Source organism: Kitasatospora sp. NPDC034023 (assembly GCF_055575795.1).
In genome coordinates, this window is the sequence record NZ_JBVIRY010000010.1 from 176,033 (window position 1) to 197,890 (window position 21,858).

Consider the following 21,858-nt stretch of genomic DNA (forward strand, 5'->3'; position numbering starts at 1 on the left):
CGGGTGCGCCGGGCGCGGCCGCCTCAGGGGGCGGCCACGCCCGGCGAACGGGGCGAAACGACTGACGTGCTTCGCGACTTACGGGCTTCGCGACGTGCGGGCTTGTGGAGGGACCGACCTACGAGGTCTTCAGCAGCGACCAGTTCTGGTACGGCCGGCCGTTCGCCTGCTGCAGTTCCAGCAGCCAACCACCGTAGTACCAACGGTCGCTGAGCCCCAGCACCAGCGAACCACCGTCCGCCGTGATGGTGAACCCGCCGTCCGCGGCGGTGAGTTGCCACTTCTGCGCGGCTGCGTCGGAGCACGGCTGCTGGGCGACGTACTGACCGGCGACCGGGGTGCCGCCGAGCTGCAGGCACTTGCCGGAGCGCGCGGACTTGATCCGCACCGCGCCGTTCCCGGCGTCATCGAACTGCCACTTCTGGTTGGCGTAGCCGGTGCGCTGGTAGGCGATGGCCACGGTGCCGTCGTTCATCGAGCTGCCCCACAGGTCGGCCGCCTGGCCGGTGAGGCCGTTGACCATGGTGTAGTTCGCGCTCGGCTGCGGGCGTCCGCTGTCGGAGACCGTACGGAAGGTGGCGGCCCGGCCGGGCTTGCCGACCGCACCGGCGGCGTCGCGGACGGCGACGGCCACGGTGTAAGAGGTGCCGGGGGCGAGGCGGACCACGCCGACCACGGTCGAACGGACGGTACCGATCGTCTGGCCGTTCAGCAGGACGTCGTAGCCGGCCGCCGCGGGGGCCGCCTTCCAGCTCAGCATCACGGAATTCTGGGTGATCTGGCTGGTGCTCACATCAGGTCCGGCGTTGCCCGGAGTCGGGGTCGCGGTCGGCGACGGGGAGCCGGTCGGCGTGGCGGTGGGGCTGCCGGTGGGCGTCGGGGACGGCGAGGGCGTGCGGGTCGGGGAAGCCGTCGCAGTCGGGGTCGGGGTCGGTGTGGGCGTCGGGGTCGGCGTGGGCGTGGGGTTCGGGCCGCTGCCGCCGCCGGCGATGAGGAACCGGTTGTTGGCGACGTTCCAGTGCGTGGTGAGGTAACTTCCGGGCGCGGGCGCGGTGTTGTAGTAGTCGTCGTGGTTGCAGTCGAGCCGGTCGTCATGGGCGCGGTCCGGGCAGACGGTCCGCATCTGCGGGTAGTTGGGGGCGTCCGAGTAGCACATGATGTCCCACTCGTCGACGCAGTGCCCGGCCTTGCTGGAGTTCGGCGCGCTGTTGTTCACCGCGCCCAGGTTGTGGCCGAGCTCGTGCGCGGCGGTGCTGCCGCTCCAGCAGCCGGAGTCGGTCCGGCCGTACGAGGGACCGAAGTTGCTGAGGTTGTCCTGGCTGGGGCGCTCGTCCCCGGCGAAGGTGCCGATCCCGCAGTACACCTTGGCGTCGGTGAACATCATGTACTTGCGGTCCTTGCGGTTGAACCCCTGCGCGGCGAGGGCCCGGTTGGTCGCGTTGAAGTCCTGGATCTCGGCGTCGGAGATCTGCACGTTCAGCACCGAGGCGGTGCAGTCGGCTTCGGTGACGAAGCGGACGTGCCGCTCGCCGCCGGTCTCGCCGGCGCTGGCGTTGTAGATGACGTCGACGTCCGCGGCCCACTTCTTGAACGAGGGCAGGTACTGGGCGAAGCGGTCGTTGCCCGGGCTGTGCACGTACACCACCTGGACGCGGTTGCCGCTGCTGCCGTCGCCCTCGCAGACCAGCTTCGATCCGGCGGGCGCGGCCGCCGCCGCGCCCGGGGCGGGCTCCGCGGCGGCGCTGCCGGAGCCGCCGAGCAGCGCCTTCTGCGTGGCGTCCAGGACGGGCGCGGCGCCCTTCAGCAGGTCGGCGGCGGCGGGCGGCTGAGCCCCGGCCGCGGGGGTGAGCGCGGGCGCCTGGGCGGCCGGTGCCGCGACCGGCGCGACGTCCTGGTGGATGTCCACGCCCTTGGGCGGCACGTCCGGACCGTGGCTGCACTGGGTGCTACCGGTGACCTCCAGCGTGCCGCCGCAGCGGTCGCTGCCCGGCAGGCTCAATCCCGCGTAGACCAGGCCGCGGTCGGGCTGGTCCTTGGGTATCGCCTTGAGCGGCACGGCCTTCTCGTCCCGCTTCGGGGCGGGTGCCTGGGTGGCCCCCTCGGCGGTGCCGGTCTCGCCCGGTCCGCCGTCGTCGCCGACCAGTCCGGCCTGCGACCCCGAATTGTCGACCACGTCCGCCGCGGCCGTGACGGCGCTGTGCATGGCCGCCGGCTCCAGCGCGGTGCGGATGCCGAGCGTCCCCGCCACCAACCCTGCCGCCACCGCTGCGGCGACCAGGGCGCTCCTGCGGGTGAGCCTGCGGCGCTTGCGCCGACGAAGCTCGCTGCTCCGGTGTCCCATCGCGTTCCTTTCCTCGTGCGACGACCCGTGCCCTGTGGTGAAAGGGGGCTCGGGCCTTCCGACACTCCGGAGAGCGGACGGGACGGCCGGGAATAACAGAAACCTTTTACGAATTTCTTCGACCCGTTCGATCGGGCGGTCGCGGTCGCCGACTCGCTCGGCCGGATCGAGCGCTCGCGGTGTCCGACTCGCTCCGCCGGATCGGGCGGTCGCGGCGGGCGAAGCCGCGGAACGGTTCGGGACAGGAAGAACGGTCCGGAACAGGAAGAGCCGGGGAGCGCACTCGGGGGGTGCGCGCTCCCCGGCATGGGGTGGTGGCGGCCACCCGGCCGGAGTCGCGGGGCCTTGCGACTCCGTCGGCCGTGACGGAATGCTAGACCCGTCGAGGGGTGCTGACCAGAGCCCTGGGAAGGTCGCTTTCCATCCCAAACAGGCCATCCTCGTCAGGCATATGACGACTCATCAGCAAAGTGCGGCGGCCAGGCCGCCGAGCAGCGGCAGCAGGTCCGCGACCGCGGCGGGCAGCCACCGGGCGAAGGGGGTGGGCCGGGCCAGGACGCGCAGCAGCGCCCGCTCGGCCGCGGTGATCCGGACGGTCAGCATGACCTCGTCGCAGTCCGTGGTCCCTGCTCCCGGTCGGCACAAACGGGTCATCAGGCTCCTCCTTCTCCGCCACCATTGCCGGCCCTCGCACGGCTCTGCGGCGAGGGTCCGAAGACCCTCCGGCCCGGCCCTGCCGCGGACCTTTCAGCCCGGGACATCCGCGCAGGTCACCCCGGCTCTCGGGGCGGGCACGGGAGGGCCGGGGAGATCCGCCGTTGGAGTGATCCCCGCGTGTTCGGCGCAACGCCCGTGGGAACGGCGCGTTTGCCATGGCATGCGCCCTCCGGTGGGGGTGCGCGCGGGTCCGCGCTGGCCCGTCCCCCGACTCGCGGCCGGTGTGCCGGTGCCCGCCCGGCACCGCCCGCACCGGCCCTCCCGTGAGAGGTAATGTCATGAACCTGCAGACCGAGACCCGGAAACGGATCGTCGCCCCGAGATCCGCGGCGCACCCGTCCCCCCTGACCCGTGCGGCCGTGCCCCCGCTCGCCCCCGGCGCGCTCCCCGGCCTCGGGCACGCCGCCGCCCTGCTGCGCGACCCGCTCGGCTTCCTCGGCTCCCTCTCCCGCCACGGCGGCGTGGTGCGCATCCGCCTCGGGCCGCGCACCGTCTGCGTCGTCACCGATGCCCGGCTGGTCCACACCCTGCTCGTCGCGCTCGCCTACGACTGCCCGCGCGGCGCCGTCCAGGACACCCTCAAGACGGCGTTCGGCGACGGCCTACTGATGTCCGAGGGGCAGGCCCACCGCGACCGGCGCCGGATCATCCAGCCCGCGTTCGGCCCGGACCGGATGGGCGAATACCTGGCCGTGATGCACCAGGTCACCGAGGAGCGCGCCGGGCGCTGGCGCCCCGGTCAGGTCCTCGACGTCGCCAAGGAGATGAACCACCTGGCACTGGAGATCGTCACCCGCTCACTGTTCGACGCCCGGCTCAGCGAGGACGCCACCCTCGCCTTCCAGCAGGCGCTGCCGGACATGGTGAAGGGCCAGATCGTCCAGTCCCTCTACCCGCACCCGGCGCTCGCCCGGCTGCCGCTGCCCGTCAACCGGCGCTTCGACGCCGCCGTGCGGGTGCTCAACCGGGTCGTCGACCAGGCCGTCAACGGCCGTACCGCGAACACCCGTTCCGACCAGAGTCAGGGTCGGGGCCGGGGCCGGGGCCGGGGCCGGGGCACCCTGCCCGGCCTGCTGCGCGCCGCGACCGACCCGGGCACCGGCCGCCCGCTCACCGAAGCCGACGTCCGGTCCGAGGCCATCACCATGTTCGGCGCGGGCACCGAGACCGTCTCCACCACACTGACCTGGCTGCTCGACGAACTGCTGCGCCACCCCGAGGTGGAGGCCCGCGTCCTGGCCGAACTGGACGAGCACCTGCCCGCCGGCACCATCCCCACCCCCGAGGCACTGGCCCGGCTCACGTACACCCGCAACGTCACCCAGGAGGTGGTGCGCCTGCACGCGCCCAACGCCTTCCTGATGCGCACCGCCCAGGTCCCGGTCGACCTCGGCCCGTACCGGATCCCGGCCGGCACCGAACTGCTGTACAGCCTCACCGCGCTGCACCGCGACCCGGTCCGCTACCCCGAGCCGCTCGGCTTCCGCCCCGAGCGCTGGCAGGACGGCGGCGGCACCGGGCGGCCGTCCTTCCTGCCCTTCGGAGCGGGCAAGCACAAGTGCATCGGGGAGGCCTTCGCCTGGGCCGAGCTGACGGTCGCGGCAGCCGCGATCCTGCGCCGCTGGCGCCCTGAGGCCGTGCCCGGAGCGCGGGCCCGGGAGGTGGTCTGGACGACGGTCCAGGCGCAGGGGCTGCGCGTCCGGCTGGCGCCGCGCGAGCAGCGGTCGACCGACGCGGGGCCGGCGGGCGGCGCGGGCCGGGCCGCGCGCAGCGAACGGACCGCGCGGGCGAGCGGTGCGGCGCCCTCGCGCGACGAACCGGCGGTACCAGGCGGCTGCCCGTTCACCGGCACCCCCACGGCCGCCCTGCCGGCACGCCCGCCCGGCGAGCTGCGCGCCGCCGCGGACCGGCACACCGACTGGGCGGTCCACCACGGCCTGCTCACCCCCGCGGAGCTGCCCGGCTACCGGGCCTACGCCCTGCACGAGCTGATCGGCCACGCCTTCCCCACCGCCCGCGGCACCGAACTCGACCTGCTGGTGGACATGCTGGGCTGGTTCACCATCCTGGACGACCGCTTCGACGGCACGCCCGGACGCCGCCCGGCCGAGGCACACGCCCTGGTCGACCCGCTGATCGCCGTCCTCGACGGCAGAAGCACCCCTCCGGACTGCCAACTCCTGGGCTCCTGGCGGGAACTGTGGAAACGTCAGACGGCGTCGATGTCCCCCGCCTGGCGCGCCCGCGCCGCCCGCGAATGGCAGGCCTGCCTGGCCACCTTCCCCGCCGAAGCCGACCACCGCGCCCGCGGCACCGTGCCCGCCCTCGGCCTGGCGGACACCATGCGGCTGCGCCGACACGGCAGCTGCCTCTACCCGTTCATGAACATACTGGAACGGGTCCACGGCGCCGACGCCCCCGCCGCCCTCCACGCGGAGCCCGCGCTGCACCGCCTGCGCGCCAACACCGCCGACACCGCCACGCTGATCAACGACCTCTACTCGCTGGAGCGGGAGGAACGGCAGACCGCGGCCGCCTTCAACACCGTGCTCACCCTGCAACGGGCCCGCCGCTGCACCCGGAGCCGCGCCGTCCGCGCCGTCCGCGACCGGGTGGCGCGACTGCGGCAGGAGAGCGAGGACCTGCGCCGCGACCTGCAGCGCCGCCACCCGGCGGGGCGCTGGTACCTGGACGGCACCCGGGAGCTCGTCGCCGGCGTACAGGCCTGGACCAGCACCAGCGACCGCTACCTGGTGCCGGACGGCGGGCGGCAGCGCTGAACGGAGAACAACCTTGAACGGAGGCAGCGCTGAACGGAGAGCAGCCTTGAACGGAGGGCAGCGCTGAGCCGGCGCACCGATGAGCGGGGGCACCGGACAGCCGCCCGCTCGCGCCCCGCTACTTCCGGCCGCCGAGCGCGAACAGCAGCAGCACGAAGCCGGCGAACAGGTGCGTGGCGAAGATGTAGATGCCCGCGCGGATCAGCATCGCCTTGCGGCGCCTCTTCTCCTCGCTCGTGCCGTCGTTCATGGTGGGTGGTGCTCCTCGGGTCGGGCGGACGGGCCGGGCGCGGCTCAGCGGGACCGCCGGCCGCCGGACACACGCAGCTCGGTGAGCAGCGCGCCCTGGTCGGTGATCAGCTCGGTCAGGATCCGGCGCGCCGCGCGCAGCAGCTCGGCCACGTCCGGGGTGCTGAGCGCGTACACCACCGTGTTGCCCTCACGGGTGGCCGTGACCAGCTGGGTGCGGCGTAGCACCGCGAGCTGCTGGGAGAGGTTGGACGGTTCGACCTCGATCTCCGCCAGCAGCTCGCGCACCGGCCTGGGTCCGTCCTGGAGCAGCTCCAGGACCCGGATCCGCACGGGGTGGCCGAGGGTGCGGAAGAACTCCGCCTTGGCCTGGTACAGCGGGACCGGCATCGTCCGCGCGCCTCCCTCGAATCCGGCTCGGTGGTCGTCCCGGCCGGGCGGGTGCGCGCCACGGCCGGTAGGCATCATCGCGGACAGATGAAGATTTCTTCAAGTCGTCACAGCTCGACGACTCCCGGGCGACGCGCGCAGGTGACCCACCTCACATCGGCACGCCGCGCCCGGACATGCGAACGCCGAGCCCGAGACGCTACCAACTCCCGGGCTCGGCAGTCACAGTGATGAGCCGTCAGCAGACTACAGGCACATCGACCGTCACCGGGGACGGTCCCCACCACATCGTCTCGACCGAGAAGGATGCGTGCACGGTCGAACCGCACGGCGCGGTCGCCGTGATCCCGTCGACCCGCACGGTGCTGACCGTGAACACGGTGCGACCGTTCACCGCGCCGAGCGAGTTACCGCCGGTCACGTCGGCCGACACCCGGGTGAGCAGCTCCTGCGGCGCCGGCGGCCACGGGGTGCCCGGCGACGGCGGGCCGGCCAGCCCGATCTGCCCGTACAGCACGACGCTGTTGCCGGTGACGTCGGCGCAGACCTTGGTGGACAGCCCGGCCTGCAGGCCGGACCACCCGCAGGTGGTGACGGTGGTGGCAGCGGCAGCCGTCGGGGCCGAGGCGAACGCCGGTACGGGCACCGCGAACAGGGCGCCGGCGCCGGCGGCGCCGGCCGCGATCTTGGCGATGCGGTTCATGAGTTCCTCCTGGGAGGGCACGAGGACGGTCAGAGACAGGTGGCGTGGCACATATGACATTTCATAGGCCCACAGACAGATACTTTGTCATGCGATTCCTATGCGACGAGCCAGTTTTACCCTTGGAACTACCGGCTCGACCGAAACCAGACCTTCGATGGCGCAATCACCCTTGAGTGACCCAACCCGCGCAAGCCCCCAGGCAACGCCCACGTTGCCCCCAGGTGAACCGCCTCCGCACCGCCTCCGCGACCGGTCAGCCGAGGGAGGCGCGCAGGGCGTCGACCCGGGCGACGGCGGCGGCGAAGGCGTCGCGATCGAGCCGGCCGGAGTCGAGGGCATCGGCCAGGGCATCGGTGGCGTCCTCGGCCTGCTGCGGGTCGCGGACGGAGCAGAGCAGCAGGTCCATGCCGGCCTCGGCGGCGGCCACCGCGCGGTCGCCGGTGTCGCCGTACGGAGCGAGCGCGCCGGCCTCCATCGCGTCGGTGACGGTCACGCCGTCGAAGCCCAGCCGGCCGCGGAGCTCGCCCTGGATGACAGTGGGCGACAGTCCGGCCGGGCGCTCCGGGTCCAGTGCCGGGTAGACCGCCCAGGAGGCCATCACCAGCCGGACACCCGCCGCGATCGCGGACCGGTAGGGCGCCTCGCCGCGGGTCCGCAGCTGCTCCAGCGGGACGGTGAGGGTGACCGGGCGGTCGTCGGTGTTCTCCTCGCGGGCGGCGGCGCCGAGGCCCGGGAAGTGCTTGGCGGTCGCGGCCACGCCGAGGCTCTGCTGGGCGGCGAGGAAGGCGCTGCCCAACCTCCCGACCGTGGCGGGGTCCTGGCTGTAGGAACGCTCGAAGTGGTCGATGAAGTTGTCCGGGGTGTCGTAGACGTCGAGCACCGGGGCGAGGTTGACGTTCAGCCCGGCGTCCGTGAGGGTCCGGGCGGCGCCGGTGCCGGAGTCCACCGCGGCGGCCGCCGGGTTCGGAGCCGACCCGGTGCGGCGGGCGGAGAGTTCGGGCGCACCGGGCAGCCGGCGGATCCTGCCGCCCTCCTGGTCGGTCATCAGCAGCAGCGCGCGCGGGTTCGGCGCCTCGGCGGCCGCCTGCTTCAACTCGGCGACGGCCTCGGCGAGCTGCTCCGGGCCGGTGACGTTCTCGCCGAACAGGATCACCCCGGCCGCCCGGCCCTCCCGGATCGTCCGCAGCACCCCGGGCGGCGGCGTCGGGCCCGCGTACGAGAGGACGATCCGCCGTCCGGCGAGCAAGCGCGACTCCTCCTGGTCCTGGGCGGCCATCGCTACGGTCCTCTCCGGGTGGGTGCTGCGGGGCGCGGACGCCGACCCGATCGGGGCGGGCCCGAACGCGGCCCCCAGGACCGTCAGCACCGCCCCGAACCGGGCGACTCGCCGGAGCGGGGCCATCACGCCTCCTGGGTCAGCAGCGGTCTACGGCCCGTCAGCGTACCCAGGACCCCGATCCGCCATTCCACCCCACACCGGGTCCAGCCGATATTCCGACAGACGATGCCCCGCAGGGCCCTAGGCTGGCCGGATGTTCGATCGACTGGAGATCAGGATCCTGCCGCCCGGCCCGCGCCTCCCCGCCGAGGTGCGGGTCTGGGTCAACGGCGAGGACCTGGTGGCCCAGGCGGCCGGGGCCGCCGGCCAGGGCCGGTGGGCCGGCCTGCTGCTCCCTCGCGACCGCCCGAGCCCGCTGCAGGCGACCGCCGAGCCGCACCGCGTGGAGCTGGGCGAGCCCGACTGCACCGGCGGCTGCTGCGGCTACCTCTCCGCCGACGTGCAGCGCTTCGGGAACGTCATCCGCTGCTCGGACTGGGAGGTGCCATATCTGGAGGCCCGCCCGCCGGAGTTCGACTTCGAAGCCGAGCAGTACGACGCCGAACTCGCCCGCGCCGCGGCCGACCCCTGGTGGCACGGCGCTCTGTAACGGAAGCCGGCCCCGGCGCTCGGGCCCGGCACGCAGGCTCGGCGCTCGGGCCCGGCGCTCGCGCCCGGCCTGGCTTCGGCTGCGCCCGCCCTCACCCCGCGTGGCGGACCAACTGCCCGAGGACGGCGATGCCTTCGGTGATCTCGGGCGGTGAGCCCGCCGCGTAGCCGAGGACCAGGCCGGGTGGGTACGGGAGGCGGGCGTGCCAGGAGAGGGGCTGGACCTTCACGCCCCGGGCCAGTGCGGCGGTGGCCAACTCGGTGTCGGTGCAGCCGAGTTCCGGCGGCAGGGTGAGCATCAGGTGGAGGCCTGCCGCCGCGCCGTGGACGGTGGCGCCGGGGAGGTGGGTGCGGATGGCGGTGATCATGGCATCCCGGCGGCGGCGGTGGCGGCGGCGCAGCAGCCGTAGGTGGCGGTCGAGTTCGCCGGACTCCATCAGGTGGGCGAGGACGAGCTGGGGCAGGACCGGGTTGCCGAGGTCGGCGAAGCGCTTGGCGTCGAGGACGGCGCCGCGGAGGCGGGCGGGTACCAGCAGCCAGCCGGTTCGCAGGGCCGGGGCGAGCAGCTTGGAGATGCTGCCCGCGTAGCAGACCCGGTCCGGCAGGGTGGCGCGCAGCGCCGCGACGGGCGGGCGGTCGTAGCGGTGCTCGGCGTCGTAGTCGTCCTCGATGACCAGGCCGCCCTCCGCCGCCCAGCGCAACACGTCGCGTCGGCGGTCGCCGCCGAGGACGACGCCGGTCGGGTACTGGTGGGCGGGGGTGAGCAGCACGGCCTGCGCGCCGGTGGCACGCAGGGCGTCGACCCGGATGCCGTCGGCATCGACCGGGACGGGCGGGGTGGCGGCGAGCCAGTGGGCGAGGTGCTGGCGGGCGCCGAGGGAGCCGGGGTCCTCGACCGCGACCTCGGTGATGCCCGTCCGTTCGAGGGCGCGGCCGAGCAGGGCGAGGGCCTGGGCCGTCCCGGCGACGATCAGCACCTCGTCGGGGTCGGCGCGGATGCCCCGGTTGCGGGCGAGCCAGTGGGCGACGGCCCGGCGCAGGGCCGGGGTGCCGCGGACGTCGCCGTAGCCGAGGTCGTGTGCGGCGAGGCCGTCGAGGACGGCGCGTTCGGCGCGCAGCCAGGCGGTGCGGGGGAAGGCGGCGAGGTCGGGTACGCCGGGGGTGAGGTCGATCCGGGCGGGGGTGCCGCGCAGCAGGTCGAACACCTCGGAGTCGGGGTCGTCCCGGAAGAGGGCGGGCGCCGCCGACCGGGGGCGGGGAGGTTCGGGGTCGGGCGCGGCGGGAGGGGCCGGGGCCTCGACCACGACGGTGCCGCCCCGGCCGCGCCCGGCGACCCGCCCCTCCTCGGCGAGGCGACGGTAGGCGTCGGTCACCACCCCACGGGAGACGCCGAGTTCGGCCGCCAGCACCCGACTGGCGGGCAGCCGACTGCCGGCCGGGAGCCGCCCGTCGGCGACGGCCTCGCGCAGCCGGCGGGCGAGCCAGTCGGCGAGGCCGCCGGGCGGGGCGTCGGCGGTGTCGAGCTGGAGGAAGTCGGCGCCGAGCTCTTTGGGCCTGTCGGATGCGGCAGCTTTGGACCTGTCCGACGTGGTGGCTTTGGACCTGTTCACCGGACCATAGTGGCGCGAGGGTGGGGGCCATGACCACGGAAACGGCACCGCCAGAGAACACGACCGACGTCCACGGCCATTCGGAGTACGTCCACGGCTATTCGGACGCCGAGGCGCAGCGCCTCGGTGACCAGGCGGACACCCTCGCCGAGTTGCTGCACGCGGGCACGGCCTACCCGGCGGGCAGCCGGGTGCTGGAGGCAGGCTGCGGGGTGGGGGCTCAGACGGTGCACCTGCTGGCCGCCGGCCCGGGGGCGCTGCTCACCGCGATGGACCTCTCGGCGGAGTCGCTCGCGCAGGCCCGCGCCCGGGTGGCGGCGCAGATGCCCGACGCGAAGGTCACCTGGCACCACGGCGACCTGCACCGGATGCCGTTCCCGGACGGCGCGTTCGACCACGTCTTCCTCTGCTTCGTGCTGGAGCACCTGCCCAATCCGGCGGCCGGGCTCGCGGCGCTGCGGCGGGTGCTGCGGCCGGGCGGGACGATCACGGTGATCGAGGGCGACCACGGCTCGGCCTTCTTCCACCCGCAGAGCCTGGCGGCCGGCCGGACGATCGACCACCTGGTCCGGCTCCAGGCCGAGGCGGGCGGCGACGGGCTGATCGGCCGCCGCCTCTACCCGCTGCTGACGGCGGCCGGGTTCACCGAGGTGACGGTCCGGCCGCGGACGGTGTACGCCGACGGCGGCCGCCCGGCGCTGGTGGAGGGCTTCACCCTGCGGACCTTCGTCGCGATGGTCGAGGCCGTGCGGGCGGAGGCGCTGGCCGCCGGGCTGGCCACGGCGGAGGACTTCGACCGGGGCATCGCGGAGCTGCGCCGCGCGGCCGAGCCGGGCGGGACCTTCCACTACACCTTCTTCAAGGCGGTCGCCGTCAATCCCTGAGGCAGAAGGGCCGGGGCCAGGACCGGGGCCGGGGCCGGAGGCGTTACTCGGGGGTGTCTCCGAGGGCCGCCAGCATGGTGCGCATCGCGTCGACCAGCGCGGCGGTCCGGGCGTCGTCCAGTCCCTCGAGGAGGCCGAACTCGGTGGCGAGGTGGTCGGGCAGCGCGCGCTCGATCAGGGCGTGGCCCTCGGGGGTGAGGGCGACCTCGCGGCTGCGGCCGTCCTGGTCGCTGCGGGTCCGGGTGACCAGGCCGCGGGCCTCCAGCCGGTCGAGGCGCTGGGTGATGGCGCCGGAGGTGACCATGGCGGACTGCATCAGGCCGGTGGGGGTGAGGCGGTAGGGCGGGCCGCTGCGTTTCAGGGTGGCGAGGACGTCGAAGGAGGCGGCGTCCAGGCCGTGCTCGGCGAAGGTGCGGTTGAGCGCCGCGTCCACCAGGCGGTAGAGGCGCTTGAGCCGGCCGAACACCTCCATCGGGGAAACGTCCAGGTCGGGGCGCTCGGCGGCCCACTGCGCGACTACGCGGTCCACATGATCTGCCACGGCTCCAGGGTAGGCGATCGGGCTCGGGTTCCTTAGCGGTGAGGTACAGGATTCCTTAGCGGTGAGATAACTGTGAGCCACGTCACCGGTCGGCTCCGATGGAAAATACCTTAGCGCTGAGATACATTGGCTTAGTGCTAAGACATCGCCTCGCCGTCGTACTGGTGACGGCCCTCGCCCCCGCCATCTGGGGGACGACCTACCTCGTCACCACCGAGCTGCTCCCGCCCCACCGTCCCCTCCTCGCCGCCGTCATCCGCTGCCTGCCCGCCGGGCTCCTCCTGATCGCCCTCACCCGCCGACTGCCGCAGGGCAGCTGGTGGTGGCGATCGCTGGTCCTCGGCGCGCTCAACATCGGGGCGTTCCAGGCCCTGCTCTTCATCGCCGCCTACCGCCTGCCCGGCGGCATCGCGGCCACCGTCGGCGCCGTCCAGCCGCTGATCACCGCCGGACTCTCCGCCGCCGTCCTCGGCGACCGGCTCACCCTGCGGACCGTGCTGTCCGGCATCGCCGGCGTGGCGGGCGTGAGCCTGCTGGTCCTGCGGGCCAACGCGCAGCTGGACGCCCTCGGGGTGGCCGCCGCGCTCGGCGGCGCGGTGGTCATGGCCGCCGGCGTCGTCCTCTCCAAGCTCTGGGTGTCCCCCGCCCCGCTGCTCGCCACCACCGGCTGGCAACTCACCACCGGCGGAATGCTGTTGGTTCCGCTCACGCTGCTCACCGAGGGAGCGCCGCCGTCCCACTACACGGCCGCCAACGTGCTCGGCTACACCTACCTGTGCCTGATCGGCGCGGCCTTCACCTACGTGCTGTGGTTCCGCGGGATCCAGGCGCTGACGCCGACCTCGGTCTCCTTCCTCGCCCTGCTCAGCCCGGTGGTCGCCACCGCGATCGGCTGGCTGGCGCTCGGACAGGACCTCAGTCCGCTGCAGGCGCTGGGCGCCCTGGTCGTGCTCGGCTCGCTCGTCGTCGCCCAGACCCGGCGGCCCGGCGCCGCCACCGGGTCGACGCCGGTGGCCCGATCGGCCTCCACGCCACCGGTGCGCGAGAACGCCTGACCCGCCTCATCCGCACCCCGCGCCCACATCCCACATCCCGAAAATCCGCATCCCGCATCCCGCATCCAGTCCAGCCCGGTTCAAGGAGAACTCCCCATGCGTATCACCGTGTTCGGCGCCACCGGCAACGTCGGCAGCCGGGTCGTGACCGAGGCGCTCGCCCGCGGCCACGAGGTCACCGCCGTCGTACGGGACCCGGCCAAGCCGCACGGCCTGCCGTCCGCCGCCGCCATCGCCGTCGGTGACGCCCGCAACCCCGAGGACGTCGCCCGGATAGCTCCCGGGCAGGACGCGGTCATCACCGCCACCCGCCCGGTGCCCGGCAGCGAGCACGAACTGGCCGTCGCCACCAAGGGCCTGCTGGCGGGCATCGCCGGCACCGGCGTCCGGCTGCTGGCCGTCGGCGGCGCGGGCAGCCTCACCGTCCCGGGCACCGACGGGATGACCCTCGTGGAGGACCCCGGGTTCCCCGCCGCGATCCGGCCGATCGCGCTGGCCTGCAACGAGCAACTCGCGCACTACCGCGCGGCCGACGCCGATGTCGACTGGACCTACCTGAGCCCGGCCGCGCTGCTCGAGCCCGGTGTGCGCACCGGCCGGTTCCGGCTCGGACGGGACGAACTGCTGGTCGACACCGACGGCAACTCGGCGATCTCCATGGAGGACCTCGCCATCGCCCTCCTCGACGAGGTCGAGAGGCCCGCCCACCGCCGCGCGCGGTTCACCGCCGGCTACTGACCGGCCGCGGCGGCCTCGACGGGGGTGAGGCCGCCGCGGTCCACCACAGACCGGATGCTGGGGCTCCCACCCGGACGGGGGTGTAGCCAGCACCACCCCGAAGACGGGGGTACGGGTGATCGATCGTCAGGGCGGGTTTCGGACAGGATCGTTTCCGTGACCAACACCGCATCGACCGACACCGCGCCGACGAGCACCGCAGCGACGAGCACCGCAGCGACCGACACCGTCCCGGCCACGGCCAAGCCCCGCCTCCGGCGCGCCGCACTGGCCGTGGCCGCCGCCGTCCTCGCCGGCCTCGCCGCACCCGCCACCGCCGGCGCCGACACCGCCCGCGACCCGGGCGACGCCGACCCGGCACCCGCCCGCTACACCCACCAGACCCTGAACTGGCAGCCCTGCGCCGGGCAGCCCACCCTGGACTGCGCCACCATGGCCGCCCCGCGCGACTGGCACCACCCCGGCGTCGGGGCCGACCTGAGCATCGCCGTCTCCCGGCACCGCGCCACCGACCCGGCCAAGCGCAGGGGCACCCTGCTGATGGCGGCCGGCGGCCCCGGCGCCTCGGGCCTGCCGCGCCCGGCCGGGCTGGCCGAGACGGCCCCGGCCGTCGCCGCCGCCTACGACATCGTGGGCTTCGACCAGCGCGGGGTCGGCGCGAGCACCAAGGCCGTGTGCCAGACGCCGGAGGAGTACCAGGAGTTCCTGGCCGGCGACTACCGCGACCAGTCCCCCGCCGCGATCGACGGCGTCATCGCCAACGCCAGGAAGCTGGCCGCCAGTTGCCAGGAGCGCAGCGGCGACCTGATCCCCTACCTGAACACCGAGCAGACCGCCCACGACATCGACCTGTTCCGCGCCCTGCTCGGCGAGCGCAAGCTCAGCTACTTCGGCCCGTCCTACGCCACGATGATCGGCGCCTACTACGGCACGCTCTTCCCGCACCGGGTCGAGCGGATGGTGCTGGACAGCAACATCGGCTTCGAGGGCACCTGGGAGAAGTTCGAACTGGGCCAGCCGATGAGCTTCCAGCGCCGCTTCGACGAGGACTTCGTCCCCTGGCTCGCGGCCCGGGACGCCACCTACCACTGGGGCTCGACGCCGGAGCAGGTACAGGCGCACTGGGAGCAGCGGCGCGCCGCACTGCACGACTCGCCCATCGTCGAGGGCTCGGTGACGATCGGCCCGAACCAGTTGGACAACGTGGCGATCGGGGCGATCTACGAGGCCGCCAACTTCCCGATCCTCGCCCGGATCCTGACCACCGTCGACAACTGGCAGACCGCCGACCCGGCGGCCAAGGCCATGGCCGGGAAAGCCTTCAGCCACTACCTCAGCCCGGACTTCCTCGCCGAGTACTTCTCGGTGACCTGCTCCGACACCCCGTGGACCAGGGATATGGACACCTGGATCGCGCGCGGCGCCGAGAACACCGCCCGTTGGCCGCTGGCCGGCTCCCGGACACTCGCCTTCAGCGCGGTCTGCGCCTCCTGGCCGGTCGCCCCGGCGCCCAAGGTCAAGGTCACCGGCGCCCATCTGCCGACCACGCTGATGCTCAACTCGGTGCACGATCCGGCGACTTACTACGAGGCGGCGCTCGGCGCCCACCGCGCGCTGCGCGGCTCGAGGCTGGTCACCGTCACCGGGAACGGCGACCACGGCCAGTACCCCGGTCCCAACGCCTGCGTCACCGACGTGGTCGAGCGCTACCTGCTGGACGACCAGGCACCCGCGCACGACCTCACCTGCGCTTCACCGCAGGCGGGTTGACGGCTGCCAGGTCAGCGCCGGGGCCGGGTCCGCAGCCCGGACCCCAGCCTGGAGCGGAGCCAGGTGAGGCCGACGGCCAGCCCGGCGAAGCCGCCGACGGCGAGCTTGATCCCGGCCTTGGCGACGATCCAGCCGATCCCCGGGACGGTCCACCCCAGCCAGTGGAAGACGGCCAGCAGCATCGCCGAACCGCACAGCGCGGCCAGGACGGTGACCGTGACGGCGGCGGCCCGCGAGAGCTCCTGCGGGCCGTCGGCGTCGGCGGTGCTTGCGGTGTCGTTCATCATGTCGTTCGTACCCCCCTCATCCATGGAGTCGATGATACGACCTCAGTGCCGGGAGTGGTGGGTGTCCCCGAGGTGCTCGCCGGTCTCGTCGTCGGGGAAGCTGACGGCCATGGTGACGCGGTACTCGTGGACGTCCTCCCGGTGCCCCGGCACCCGGGCCCAGGCGAGCGAGTGCACCTCGGCCTCGGGGGCCTGCCGGCACCAGGCGGCCGCCTCCTCCAGGGCGCGGGCGGCCGACAGTCCGGTGCACACCACCGCGGTGTAGGCGGCGACCGCGACGTCCCCACCGGAGCGACAGTTCCGCGACACCGCCCGGACGGCGGCGGCGGCCTGGGTCAGGTCACGGGCCAGGTCGTCCACGACCCGAGGGGGCGCCGGCAGGACGACCGCTCCCTCGGCGACGGTATCCGGCAGGTTCGCGCTCACGGTCTGGACCTCCATCCGCATCATCACGCGGCACAGCATGCCGGGCGGCGATACCTGGCATGCCCACTTTCACCAGAACGTCACCCGTCCAGGGCCGAGTTGGGGACGCACCCTGGCGCCCGCAGGCTCGTCCTGCTAGGGGAGGCCGCCCCGAGCGGCGGACGTTCCGGCAGGTCAGAGGGGTCGGTCGCGGGCGCCGCCGGGGAGCCCGAACCGCCGCACACGTACCACCCCCGTGCTCCGAACCGCCGGTCCGGCGCCCGGGGCGTCCGTCCCACCGCCGTTGGGGCCTTGGTCAACTCCCCGTACCGGAACCGGAGATGCCGCCGGAAGCGGGCCGGACGACCGCAGGCCACCGGCCTCGCGCGACGCCCCGGGAAGCGGCCGCACCCCCGCTGAAGTGCCGAGTCAACCCCTCGGTGGGCGTCGGGCCGCCTCCCGGTCACCCTGTCCCTGTCAGATCGTCGTGATACTAATCGTCCCGGCGACGGCTCCCGTTATCAGATGGACGGGCACGATGACGGGCACGATGCCGACAACTCAACCGTTCCGGGATGGTCCGGACGGCGACGGGGAGGGGAAACGGATGACGGCGAGGTTCGGCAGCACCCAGGGCGGGCGCAAGGTCCGGGTCGGCAAGCGGGTCACGGGGACGGCGGCCGCCTTCGCCGCACTGGCCGCACTGACCGGCTCTCAGGTGACGGGTCTCGGGCTCGCGCCGGTCGCGGCCGCCGACACCGGTCCGACGAGCGGCACCACCGCCCGGGGCGACGACCGCTACGGGACCGGCACCCTGGACGGCACCCCCTCACCCGGCACCCCCGGCACCGCAGTCCCGGCCGACGGCGGCAGCACCCTCCTGTTCCCGCAGCCGCCCGGCACGCTGCCCGGCGCACCCGACGCCGGCCCGTTCGCGGCCACCGGGCCCGCACTGCCCAGCACGGTGCTCACCGCCTACCACCAGGCCGAGGCCTCGGTGGCACAGCGCTCCCCCGGCTGCCACCTGCCCTGGCAGCTGCTGGCCGCGATCGGCCAGGTCGAGTCCGGGCAGGCCAACGGCGGCCAGGTGGACGCCTTCGGCACGACCCTGACCCCGATCCTCGGCCCGGCACTGGACGGCAACGGCTTCGCCGCGATAGCCGACACCGACGGCGGCCGTTACGACGGCGACGCCCGCTGGGACCGCGCCGTCGGACCGATGCAGTTCATCCCGTCCACCTGGGCCTCCTGGGGCGTGGACGCCAACGGCGACGGCAAGGCCGACCCGAACAACGTCTTCGACGCCGCCGAGGCCGCCGGGCGCTACCTGTGCGCGGGCGGCCGCGACCTCGCCGACCCGGCGCAGCTCGACCGCGCGGTGCTCAGCTACAACAACTCGGGCGAGTACCTGCGGACCGTCCGCAACTGGATGGCCCACTACGGCAGCGGCACGGTGACCACCGTCCCGGACCGCGCGGGGTCCTCGGTCCCGACGTCCTCGCTGCCCTCGCCGTACCTCCCGGTCGTCGGCGACCCGACGGTCGGCGGCGGGACGGGCAGCGGCACGACCGGTGCCGGCACGACGCCGACCGCTCCCCCGGCTCCGACACCGACACCGACTCCGACGCAGGAGCCGACGACGCCGGTGACGCCCACCCCGAACCCGTCGCCGACCGCGCAGCCGACGCCGACGACGACGCCCACGCCCACCGGTTCGCCGTCGCCGACCGGCACGCCGACGACCACCGGTTCGCCGTCGCCGACCGGCACGCCGACGACCACCCCGAGCGGCACCCCGACCACGACGCCCACGGGCACCCCGACCGGCACGCCCACGGCCTGCCCGGACCCGACGGCCACGGCCACCCCGACCGGCACGCCCACCGGCACGCCCACCGGCACGCCCACGGGTACGCCCACCCCGACGGGCTCCCCGTCCCCGACCGCGACGCCCACCGGCACCCCGACGGCGACGCCCACCGGCACCCCCGGCTGCCCGACCCCCGCCCCGACCGGCTCCCCGAGCGCCGCGCCCAGCACCACCCTCAGCGCCTCGTTCTCGCCGTCGGCCGCCCCGAAGAAGTGACCAGGAAGAAGTGACAGGACGGGGGCGCGGTTCCACCTCGTGGAACCGCGCCCCCGCTGCGACCGCCGCCCGTCCGGGCCTGCTCAGAGGTGCTTGACCAACTCCGGCATCAGGTCCTGGAAGGTCCGCCCGCTGGCCGGCTGGCCGATCGCGGCCATCTGCCAACCGGTCGGCGTGCGCTGCACCTTGGCCATGATCTGCGCGGTGTACGGGCCGCCGCCGGTGAGCGTGTAGCGGGCCAGCTCGGCACCGGTGGTCTCGTCCACGAGCCGGCAGAAGGCCGCCTCGACCTCCTGGAAGGTCTGGCCGGTGAAGGAGTTGACGGTGAAGAGGATCTGATCGACCTCGGCCGACACCGTCGTCAGGTTGACCGTGATCGACTCGTCGTCGGTCGCGCCGCCCGAGCCGCCGACCAGGTTGTCCCCGCTGTGCCGCACCGAGCCGTCGTTGCTGGTGAGGTGCTGGAAGAACACCACGTCCACCGGCCGCCCCTGGGCGAACAGCACCGCCGAGGCGTCCAGGTCGATCTCCCGGCCGGCGGCGAGCAGCTTGGCGAGGAAGCCCTTGCGCTCCGCCGCCTTCCACCCGAGGCCCATCCGGACCAGGCTCAGCTGCCCACCGCCCGGCTTCTCCAGGCTGATCTGCTGCCCCTTGGCCAGCGAAACGCTCATCGCGTCCTCCTCGTTCTGCCACCGCCGCGTGCCGAGAATCTACAGCACTGTAGAAAATTTCCTGATCATCCGACGGGGTCCTGCGAGCACCCCTACCCCGCACTCCCCCTCGCCTCACCCCCGACAACGGTCCGCACACCGACGGAACCGGCGGTCCGACGTCCGGCGTAGCCGTGGAACGGCACCGAACGACCGGGGCAGGACGCTGTCCAGGGCCGACTCTCCTACGCCCTCCCGGCCGGGGCGGATCAGGTGTCGCCGTCCAGCAGGTGCTGCCGCACCTCGTGGAAGGCCCACGGCCCGCGCGCCGGCCGGGAGAACGTCCAGATCGTGTCGAACCGGTCCGGCCAGGCGGCGGGCACGCCGCTGCCGGTGGCGCCGAGCGCTTCGACGATCCGCGGGATCCGCGAGTGCTCCCAGCAGATCAGCACCGGCTGCTCCCCGGCCAGGGCGGAGCCGACCAGCGCGGACTCCTGGGACTCCGCGTACCCGGTGTTCACCGTCAGCCCGAGCCTGCCGGCCAGCGGGGTGACGGTCTGGCGCATCCGGCGTGCGCCGGCCAGCGGGCCGTCATCGGCGGCTGCGAGGATCCTGGCCGGGGTGCGCAGACCGGGCACGGGCGGGGAGAACAACGTGGGCAGCGCCTTCGCGCGGGCCCAGCCGCGCTCGGTGAGCGACTTGCCGTCCGGCTTGCCGGCCTCGTCCAGGCCCGGGTGGCTGCCGTCGGGCTTCTCGCCGTGCCGGATCACCATCACGAAGGCCTCGCGGCCCAGGTCGCTCGGCTCGGGCATCGCGGCGGGCTGCTTCGGCTTCCCTGAGCACCCCGCCAGCACCAGCGGGGCGACGGCCAACAGCCCGCCGAGCACGGCGCGCCGAGCGGGTCCGTCCGTCACCGCGCGGCCCGTTCCAGCCGTACCAGCGCGTCCACGGCGACGCCGCCCGCGCCCCCACCCTTGTGCCCGGGCTCGCCACCGACCGTACGGTGCACCCGCTCGGCGCGGACGGTGCGCAGGCCGAGGTCGGCGAGGTCGGCCCGGACGTCCTCCGGGGTGAAGAGCACGGCCGGGTCCTGCGGGCCGCCGACGCCCTCGGTGAGGTTGCTCAGGTCGTGTCCGACGACCAGCAGGGTGCCGCCGGGGGCGAGCGCGTCGGCGGCGCGGCGCAGCGCGGTGCGGCGGTCCTCGGCAGGGAGCTGGAGGTAGGCGACCAGGACGAGGTCGTAGCCGGCGGCGGGGCCTTCAAAGGTGCGGGCGTCGCCGTGGCGCCAGGTGAGGCGGTCGGCGACCTCGTCGGGCAGGTCGGCGGTGAGCCGTTCGGCGCGTTCCAGGGCGACGGCGGAGAAGTCCAGTCCGGTGACCTCCCAGCCCTGGGCGGCCAGCCAGATGGCGTTGCGGCCTTCGCCGGCGGCCAGGTCGAGGGCGTGGCCGGGAGCGCGGCCGGTCAGTTCGCGGACCACCCACTGGTTGGGCTCGGCGCCCCACACCAGCTCGCTCGCGGCGTAGCGGTCGTCCCAGTCCTGGCTGTCCATCGCGGCTCCTCCGTTCGACGGTCGTTCGACGGGCCTGCTCGTGCCGGTCCTGCCGGTTGCACCGGCCAACCTACCGGGCCGACGAGACCACGACCGGGAACGGTCCAGCGGGCGGACACCCTTGACGGCGAATATTGGTCCCTTCAACCAGCTGCGCCAGCTCAAGGCCGCGTACCCGAACCTGCGGTTCACCATCTCGATCGGCGGCTGGACGTACTCCAAGTACTTCTCCGGCGCGGCGGCCACCGACGCCTCCCGAAAGACCTTCGTATCCTCCTGCATCGACATGTTCCTCAAGGGGAACCTGCCGACCGGTGTCGCCGGTGACGCCTCGGGCGGACAGGCCTCGGCCGCGGGCATCTTCGACGGCATCGACCTCGACTGGGAGTACCCCGGCTCGGCCGGCGTCCACACCGGCAACCACTACTCCCCCGCCGACAGGCAGAACTACACGCTGCTGCTGGAGTTCCGCACCCAGCTGGACACCCTCGGCTCCGCGCAGGGCAAGCGCTACCTGCCGACCGCCGCGCTGCCCAGTGGTCAGGACAAGGTCGCCCAGCTGGAGACCGACAGGATCGGCGCCTACCTGGACTACGCCGACGTGATGTCCTACGACATGCACGGCGCGTGGGACGCCAAGGGCCCGACCAACCACCAGGACCCGCTGCACGACAGCCCGGCCGATCCGACCACGCCGATCACCCCCGGCACCCGCAAGTACAACGTGGACACCACGGTCGCCGCGTACACCACCGGCCTGCCCGAGTACGGCATCCCCGGCGGCTTCCCGGCGAGCAAACTGGTGCTCGGCATCCCGTTCTACTGGCGCGGCTGGACGAGCGTCCCGGCGGGCTCGAACTTCGGCCTCTACCAGAGCGCGACCGGTCCGACGGCCGCCAAGCCGATGAGCCAGGCGGCCGGTCTGGCCGCCTGGAAGGAGCTCAACCCGACCGCGGCGCAGACCCACTGGGACCCGGTCACCGAGAGCAGCTGGGTCTACGACGGCACCGACTTCTGGACCGGTGACACTCCGCAGGCCGTCCAGGCGCGCGGGGCCTACGCCAAGAGCAAGGGGCTGGGCGGCCTGTTCGCCTTCTCCCTGGAGAACGACGACACGGCCGGCACGATGCTCAACTCGACGGGCAGCAGTCTTCGCTGACGTCACATCAGGCG

Annotated in this window: 21 protein-coding genes; 8 read left to right on the top strand and 13 right to left on the bottom strand. The window is 73.8% G+C overall.

Annotated elements, in window-relative coordinates:
• Positions 1–118: 118 nt before the first annotated feature.
• Positions 119–2,341 (bottom strand): RICIN domain-containing protein, encoded by a 2,223-nt coding sequence (locus ACZ52R_RS16700; protein ID WP_465664687.1) that lies wholly within the window; start codon positions 2,339–2,341, stop codon positions 119–121.
• A 462-nt stretch (positions 2,342–2,803) separates the two neighbouring features.
• On the bottom strand, positions 2,804–2,995 hold the full coding sequence (locus ACZ52R_RS16705) for a hypothetical protein (protein ID WP_465664686.1): 192 nt from the start codon (positions 2,993–2,995) through the stop codon (positions 2,804–2,806).
• Between the two features lie 341 nt (positions 2,996–3,336).
• On the opposite strand from ACZ52R_RS16705, the gene ACZ52R_RS16710 reads away from it, so the two are divergent.
• The gene (locus tag ACZ52R_RS16710; RefSeq protein ID WP_465753653.1) at positions 3,337–5,838 is read left to right on the top strand and encodes a cytochrome P450; all 2,502 of its coding nucleotides are present in this window, start codon (positions 3,337–3,339) and stop codon (positions 5,836–5,838) included.
• Between the two features lie 118 nt (positions 5,839–5,956).
• On the opposite strand, the gene ACZ52R_RS16715 is transcribed toward ACZ52R_RS16710, so the two are convergent.
• The 4 genes from ACZ52R_RS16715 to ACZ52R_RS16730 form a co-directional block, all read right to left on the bottom strand.
• Complete coding sequence (locus tag ACZ52R_RS16715; protein WP_360494147.1) at positions 5,957–6,088, bottom strand: DUF6126 family protein; 132 nt, start codon at positions 6,086–6,088, stop codon at positions 5,957–5,959.
• Positions 6,089–6,132: 44 nt separating this feature from the next.
• A complete protein-coding gene (locus ACZ52R_RS16720; protein ID WP_465618154.1) occupies positions 6,133–6,477 on the bottom strand; it encodes an ArsR/SmtB family transcription factor in 345 nt (114 codons plus the stop codon).
• Between the two features lie 238 nt (positions 6,478–6,715).
• Positions 6,716–7,180 (bottom strand): hypothetical protein, encoded by a 465-nt coding sequence (locus tag ACZ52R_RS16725; protein WP_465753654.1) that lies wholly within the window; start codon positions 7,178–7,180, stop codon positions 6,716–6,718.
• 256 nt (positions 7,181–7,436) lie between these two features.
• The gene (locus ACZ52R_RS16730) at positions 7,437–8,585 is read right to left on the bottom strand and encodes a glycoside hydrolase family 3 N-terminal domain-containing protein (protein WP_465753655.1); all 1,149 of its coding nucleotides are present in this window, start codon (positions 8,583–8,585) and stop codon (positions 7,437–7,439) included.
• 130 nt (positions 8,586–8,715) lie between these two features.
• On the opposite strand from ACZ52R_RS16730, the gene ACZ52R_RS16735 reads away from it, so the two are divergent.
• Positions 8,716–9,111: a hypothetical protein gene (locus ACZ52R_RS16735; protein ID WP_465753656.1), complete on the top strand. Its 396-nt coding sequence runs from the start codon at positions 8,716–8,718 to the stop codon at positions 9,109–9,111.
• 91 nt (positions 9,112–9,202) lie between these two features.
• Here ACZ52R_RS16735 and pdxR read toward each other — a convergent pair whose 3' ends face one another.
• Entirely contained in the window at positions 9,203–10,720 is a 1,518-nt protein-coding gene (pdxR, locus tag ACZ52R_RS16740; protein ID WP_465618146.1) for a MocR-like pyridoxine biosynthesis transcription factor PdxR, read from the bottom strand.
• Between the two features lie 29 nt (positions 10,721–10,749).
• Between pdxR and ACZ52R_RS16745 the strand changes: the two genes are divergently transcribed.
• Entirely contained in the window at positions 10,750–11,604 is an 855-nt protein-coding gene (locus ACZ52R_RS16745; RefSeq protein WP_465753657.1) for a methyltransferase domain-containing protein, read from the top strand.
• Positions 11,605–11,647: 43 nt separating this feature from the next.
• Here ACZ52R_RS16745 and ACZ52R_RS16750 read toward each other — a convergent pair whose 3' ends face one another.
• On the bottom strand, positions 11,648–12,145 hold the full coding sequence (locus ACZ52R_RS16750) for a MarR family winged helix-turn-helix transcriptional regulator (protein WP_360494126.1): 498 nt from the start codon (positions 12,143–12,145) through the stop codon (positions 11,648–11,650).
• 134 nt (positions 12,146–12,279) lie between these two features.
• Here ACZ52R_RS16750 and ACZ52R_RS16755 point away from each other — a divergent pair, with 134 nt between their 5' ends.
• From ACZ52R_RS16755 to ACZ52R_RS16765, 3 genes are all read left to right on the top strand, one after another.
• Positions 12,280–13,200, top strand: a complete 921-nt coding sequence (locus tag ACZ52R_RS16755; RefSeq protein WP_465618142.1) for an EamA family transporter — start codon at positions 12,280–12,282, stop codon at positions 13,198–13,200.
• A gap of 96 nt (positions 13,201–13,296) precedes the next feature.
• Entirely contained in the window at positions 13,297–13,938 is a 642-nt protein-coding gene (locus ACZ52R_RS16760) for an NAD(P)-dependent oxidoreductase (RefSeq protein ID WP_465618140.1), read from the top strand.
• 156 nt (positions 13,939–14,094) lie between these two features.
• On the top strand, positions 14,095–15,708 hold the full coding sequence (locus ACZ52R_RS16765; protein ID WP_465664682.1) for an alpha/beta hydrolase: 1,614 nt from the start codon (positions 14,095–14,097) through the stop codon (positions 15,706–15,708).
• Positions 15,709–15,719: 11 nt separating this feature from the next.
• Here the strand turns inward: ACZ52R_RS16765 and ACZ52R_RS16770 are convergent, their stop codons facing one another.
• Both ACZ52R_RS16770 and ACZ52R_RS16775 read right to left on the bottom strand, forming a co-directional pair.
• Positions 15,720–16,019, bottom strand: a complete 300-nt coding sequence (locus ACZ52R_RS16770) for a hypothetical protein (RefSeq protein WP_360494114.1) — start codon at positions 16,017–16,019, stop codon at positions 15,720–15,722.
• Positions 16,020–16,037: 18 nt separating this feature from the next.
• Positions 16,038–16,421, bottom strand: a complete 384-nt coding sequence (locus ACZ52R_RS16775) for a hypothetical protein (protein WP_465664681.1) — start codon at positions 16,419–16,421, stop codon at positions 16,038–16,040.
• Between the two features lie 586 nt (positions 16,422–17,007).
• Between ACZ52R_RS16775 and ACZ52R_RS16780 the strand changes: the two genes are divergently transcribed.
• Positions 17,008–18,486 (top strand): lytic transglycosylase domain-containing protein, encoded by a 1,479-nt coding sequence (locus ACZ52R_RS16780; RefSeq protein ID WP_465753658.1) that lies wholly within the window; start codon positions 17,008–17,010, stop codon positions 18,484–18,486.
• A gap of 83 nt (positions 18,487–18,569) precedes the next feature.
• Here ACZ52R_RS16780 and ACZ52R_RS16785 read toward each other — a convergent pair whose 3' ends face one another.
• The 3 genes from ACZ52R_RS16785 to ACZ52R_RS16795 all read right to left on the bottom strand — a co-directional run bounded on the left by ACZ52R_RS16785 (position 18,570) and on the right by ACZ52R_RS16795 (position 20,685).
• Complete coding sequence (locus ACZ52R_RS16785; protein ID WP_360494105.1) at positions 18,570–19,157, bottom strand: TerD family protein; 588 nt, start codon at positions 19,155–19,157, stop codon at positions 18,570–18,572.
• Positions 19,158–19,405: 248 nt separating this feature from the next.
• Entirely contained in the window at positions 19,406–20,050 is a 645-nt protein-coding gene (locus ACZ52R_RS16790; protein ID WP_465663459.1) for a hypothetical protein, read from the bottom strand.
• Positions 20,047–20,685, bottom strand: a complete 639-nt coding sequence (locus tag ACZ52R_RS16795) for a class I SAM-dependent methyltransferase (protein WP_465618129.1) — start codon at positions 20,683–20,685, stop codon at positions 20,047–20,049. The genes ACZ52R_RS16790 and ACZ52R_RS16795 overlap by 4 nt, the downstream gene beginning before the upstream one ends.
• A 121-nt stretch (positions 20,686–20,806) precedes the next feature.
• On the opposite strand from ACZ52R_RS16795, the gene ACZ52R_RS16800 reads away from it, so the two are divergent.
• On the top strand, positions 20,807–21,844 hold the full coding sequence (locus ACZ52R_RS16800) for a glycoside hydrolase family 18 protein (protein ID WP_465753659.1): 1,038 nt from the start codon (positions 20,807–20,809) through the stop codon (positions 21,842–21,844).
• Positions 21,845–21,858: the final 14 nt, after the last annotated feature.

Excerpts from the sequence above, each read along its gene's own strand:
- ACZ52R_RS16700 (WP_465664687.1), bottom strand. The coding sequence starts at position 2,341 with ATGGGACACCGGAGCAGCGAGCTTCGTCGGCGCAAGCGCCGCAGGCTC.
- ACZ52R_RS16705 (WP_465664686.1), bottom strand. The coding sequence starts at position 2,995 with ATGACCCGTTTGTGCCGACCGGGAGCAGGGACCACGGACTGCGACGAG.
- ACZ52R_RS16710 (WP_465753653.1), top strand. The coding sequence starts at position 3,337 with ATGAACCTGCAGACCGAGACCCGGAAACGGATCGTCGCCCCGAGATCC.
- ACZ52R_RS16715 (WP_360494147.1), bottom strand. The coding sequence starts at position 6,088 with ATGAACGACGGCACGAGCGAGGAGAAGAGGCGCCGCAAGGCGATGCTG.
- ACZ52R_RS16720 (WP_465618154.1), bottom strand. The coding sequence starts at position 6,477 with ATGCCGGTCCCGCTGTACCAGGCCAAGGCGGAGTTCTTCCGCACCCTC.
- ACZ52R_RS16725 (WP_465753654.1), bottom strand. The coding sequence starts at position 7,180 with ATGAACCGCATCGCCAAGATCGCGGCCGGCGCCGCCGGCGCCGGCGCC.
- ACZ52R_RS16730 (WP_465753655.1), bottom strand. The coding sequence starts at position 8,585 with ATGGCCCCGCTCCGGCGAGTCGCCCGGTTCGGGGCGGTGCTGACGGTC.
- ACZ52R_RS16735 (WP_465753656.1), top strand. The coding sequence starts at position 8,716 with ATGTTCGATCGACTGGAGATCAGGATCCTGCCGCCCGGCCCGCGCCTC.
- ACZ52R_RS16745 (WP_465753657.1), top strand. The coding sequence starts at position 10,750 with ATGACCACGGAAACGGCACCGCCAGAGAACACGACCGACGTCCACGGC.
- ACZ52R_RS16760 (WP_465618140.1), top strand. The coding sequence starts at position 13,297 with ATGCGTATCACCGTGTTCGGCGCCACCGGCAACGTCGGCAGCCGGGTC.
- ACZ52R_RS16770 (WP_360494114.1), bottom strand. The coding sequence starts at position 16,019 with ATGGATGAGGGGGGTACGAACGACATGATGAACGACACCGCAAGCACC.
- ACZ52R_RS16780 (WP_465753658.1), top strand. The coding sequence starts at position 17,008 with ATGACGGCGAGGTTCGGCAGCACCCAGGGCGGGCGCAAGGTCCGGGTC.
- ACZ52R_RS16785 (WP_360494105.1), bottom strand. The coding sequence starts at position 19,157 with ATGAGCGTTTCGCTGGCCAAGGGGCAGCAGATCAGCCTGGAGAAGCCG.
- ACZ52R_RS16795 (WP_465618129.1), bottom strand. The coding sequence starts at position 20,685 with ATGGACAGCCAGGACTGGGACGACCGCTACGCCGCGAGCGAGCTGGTG.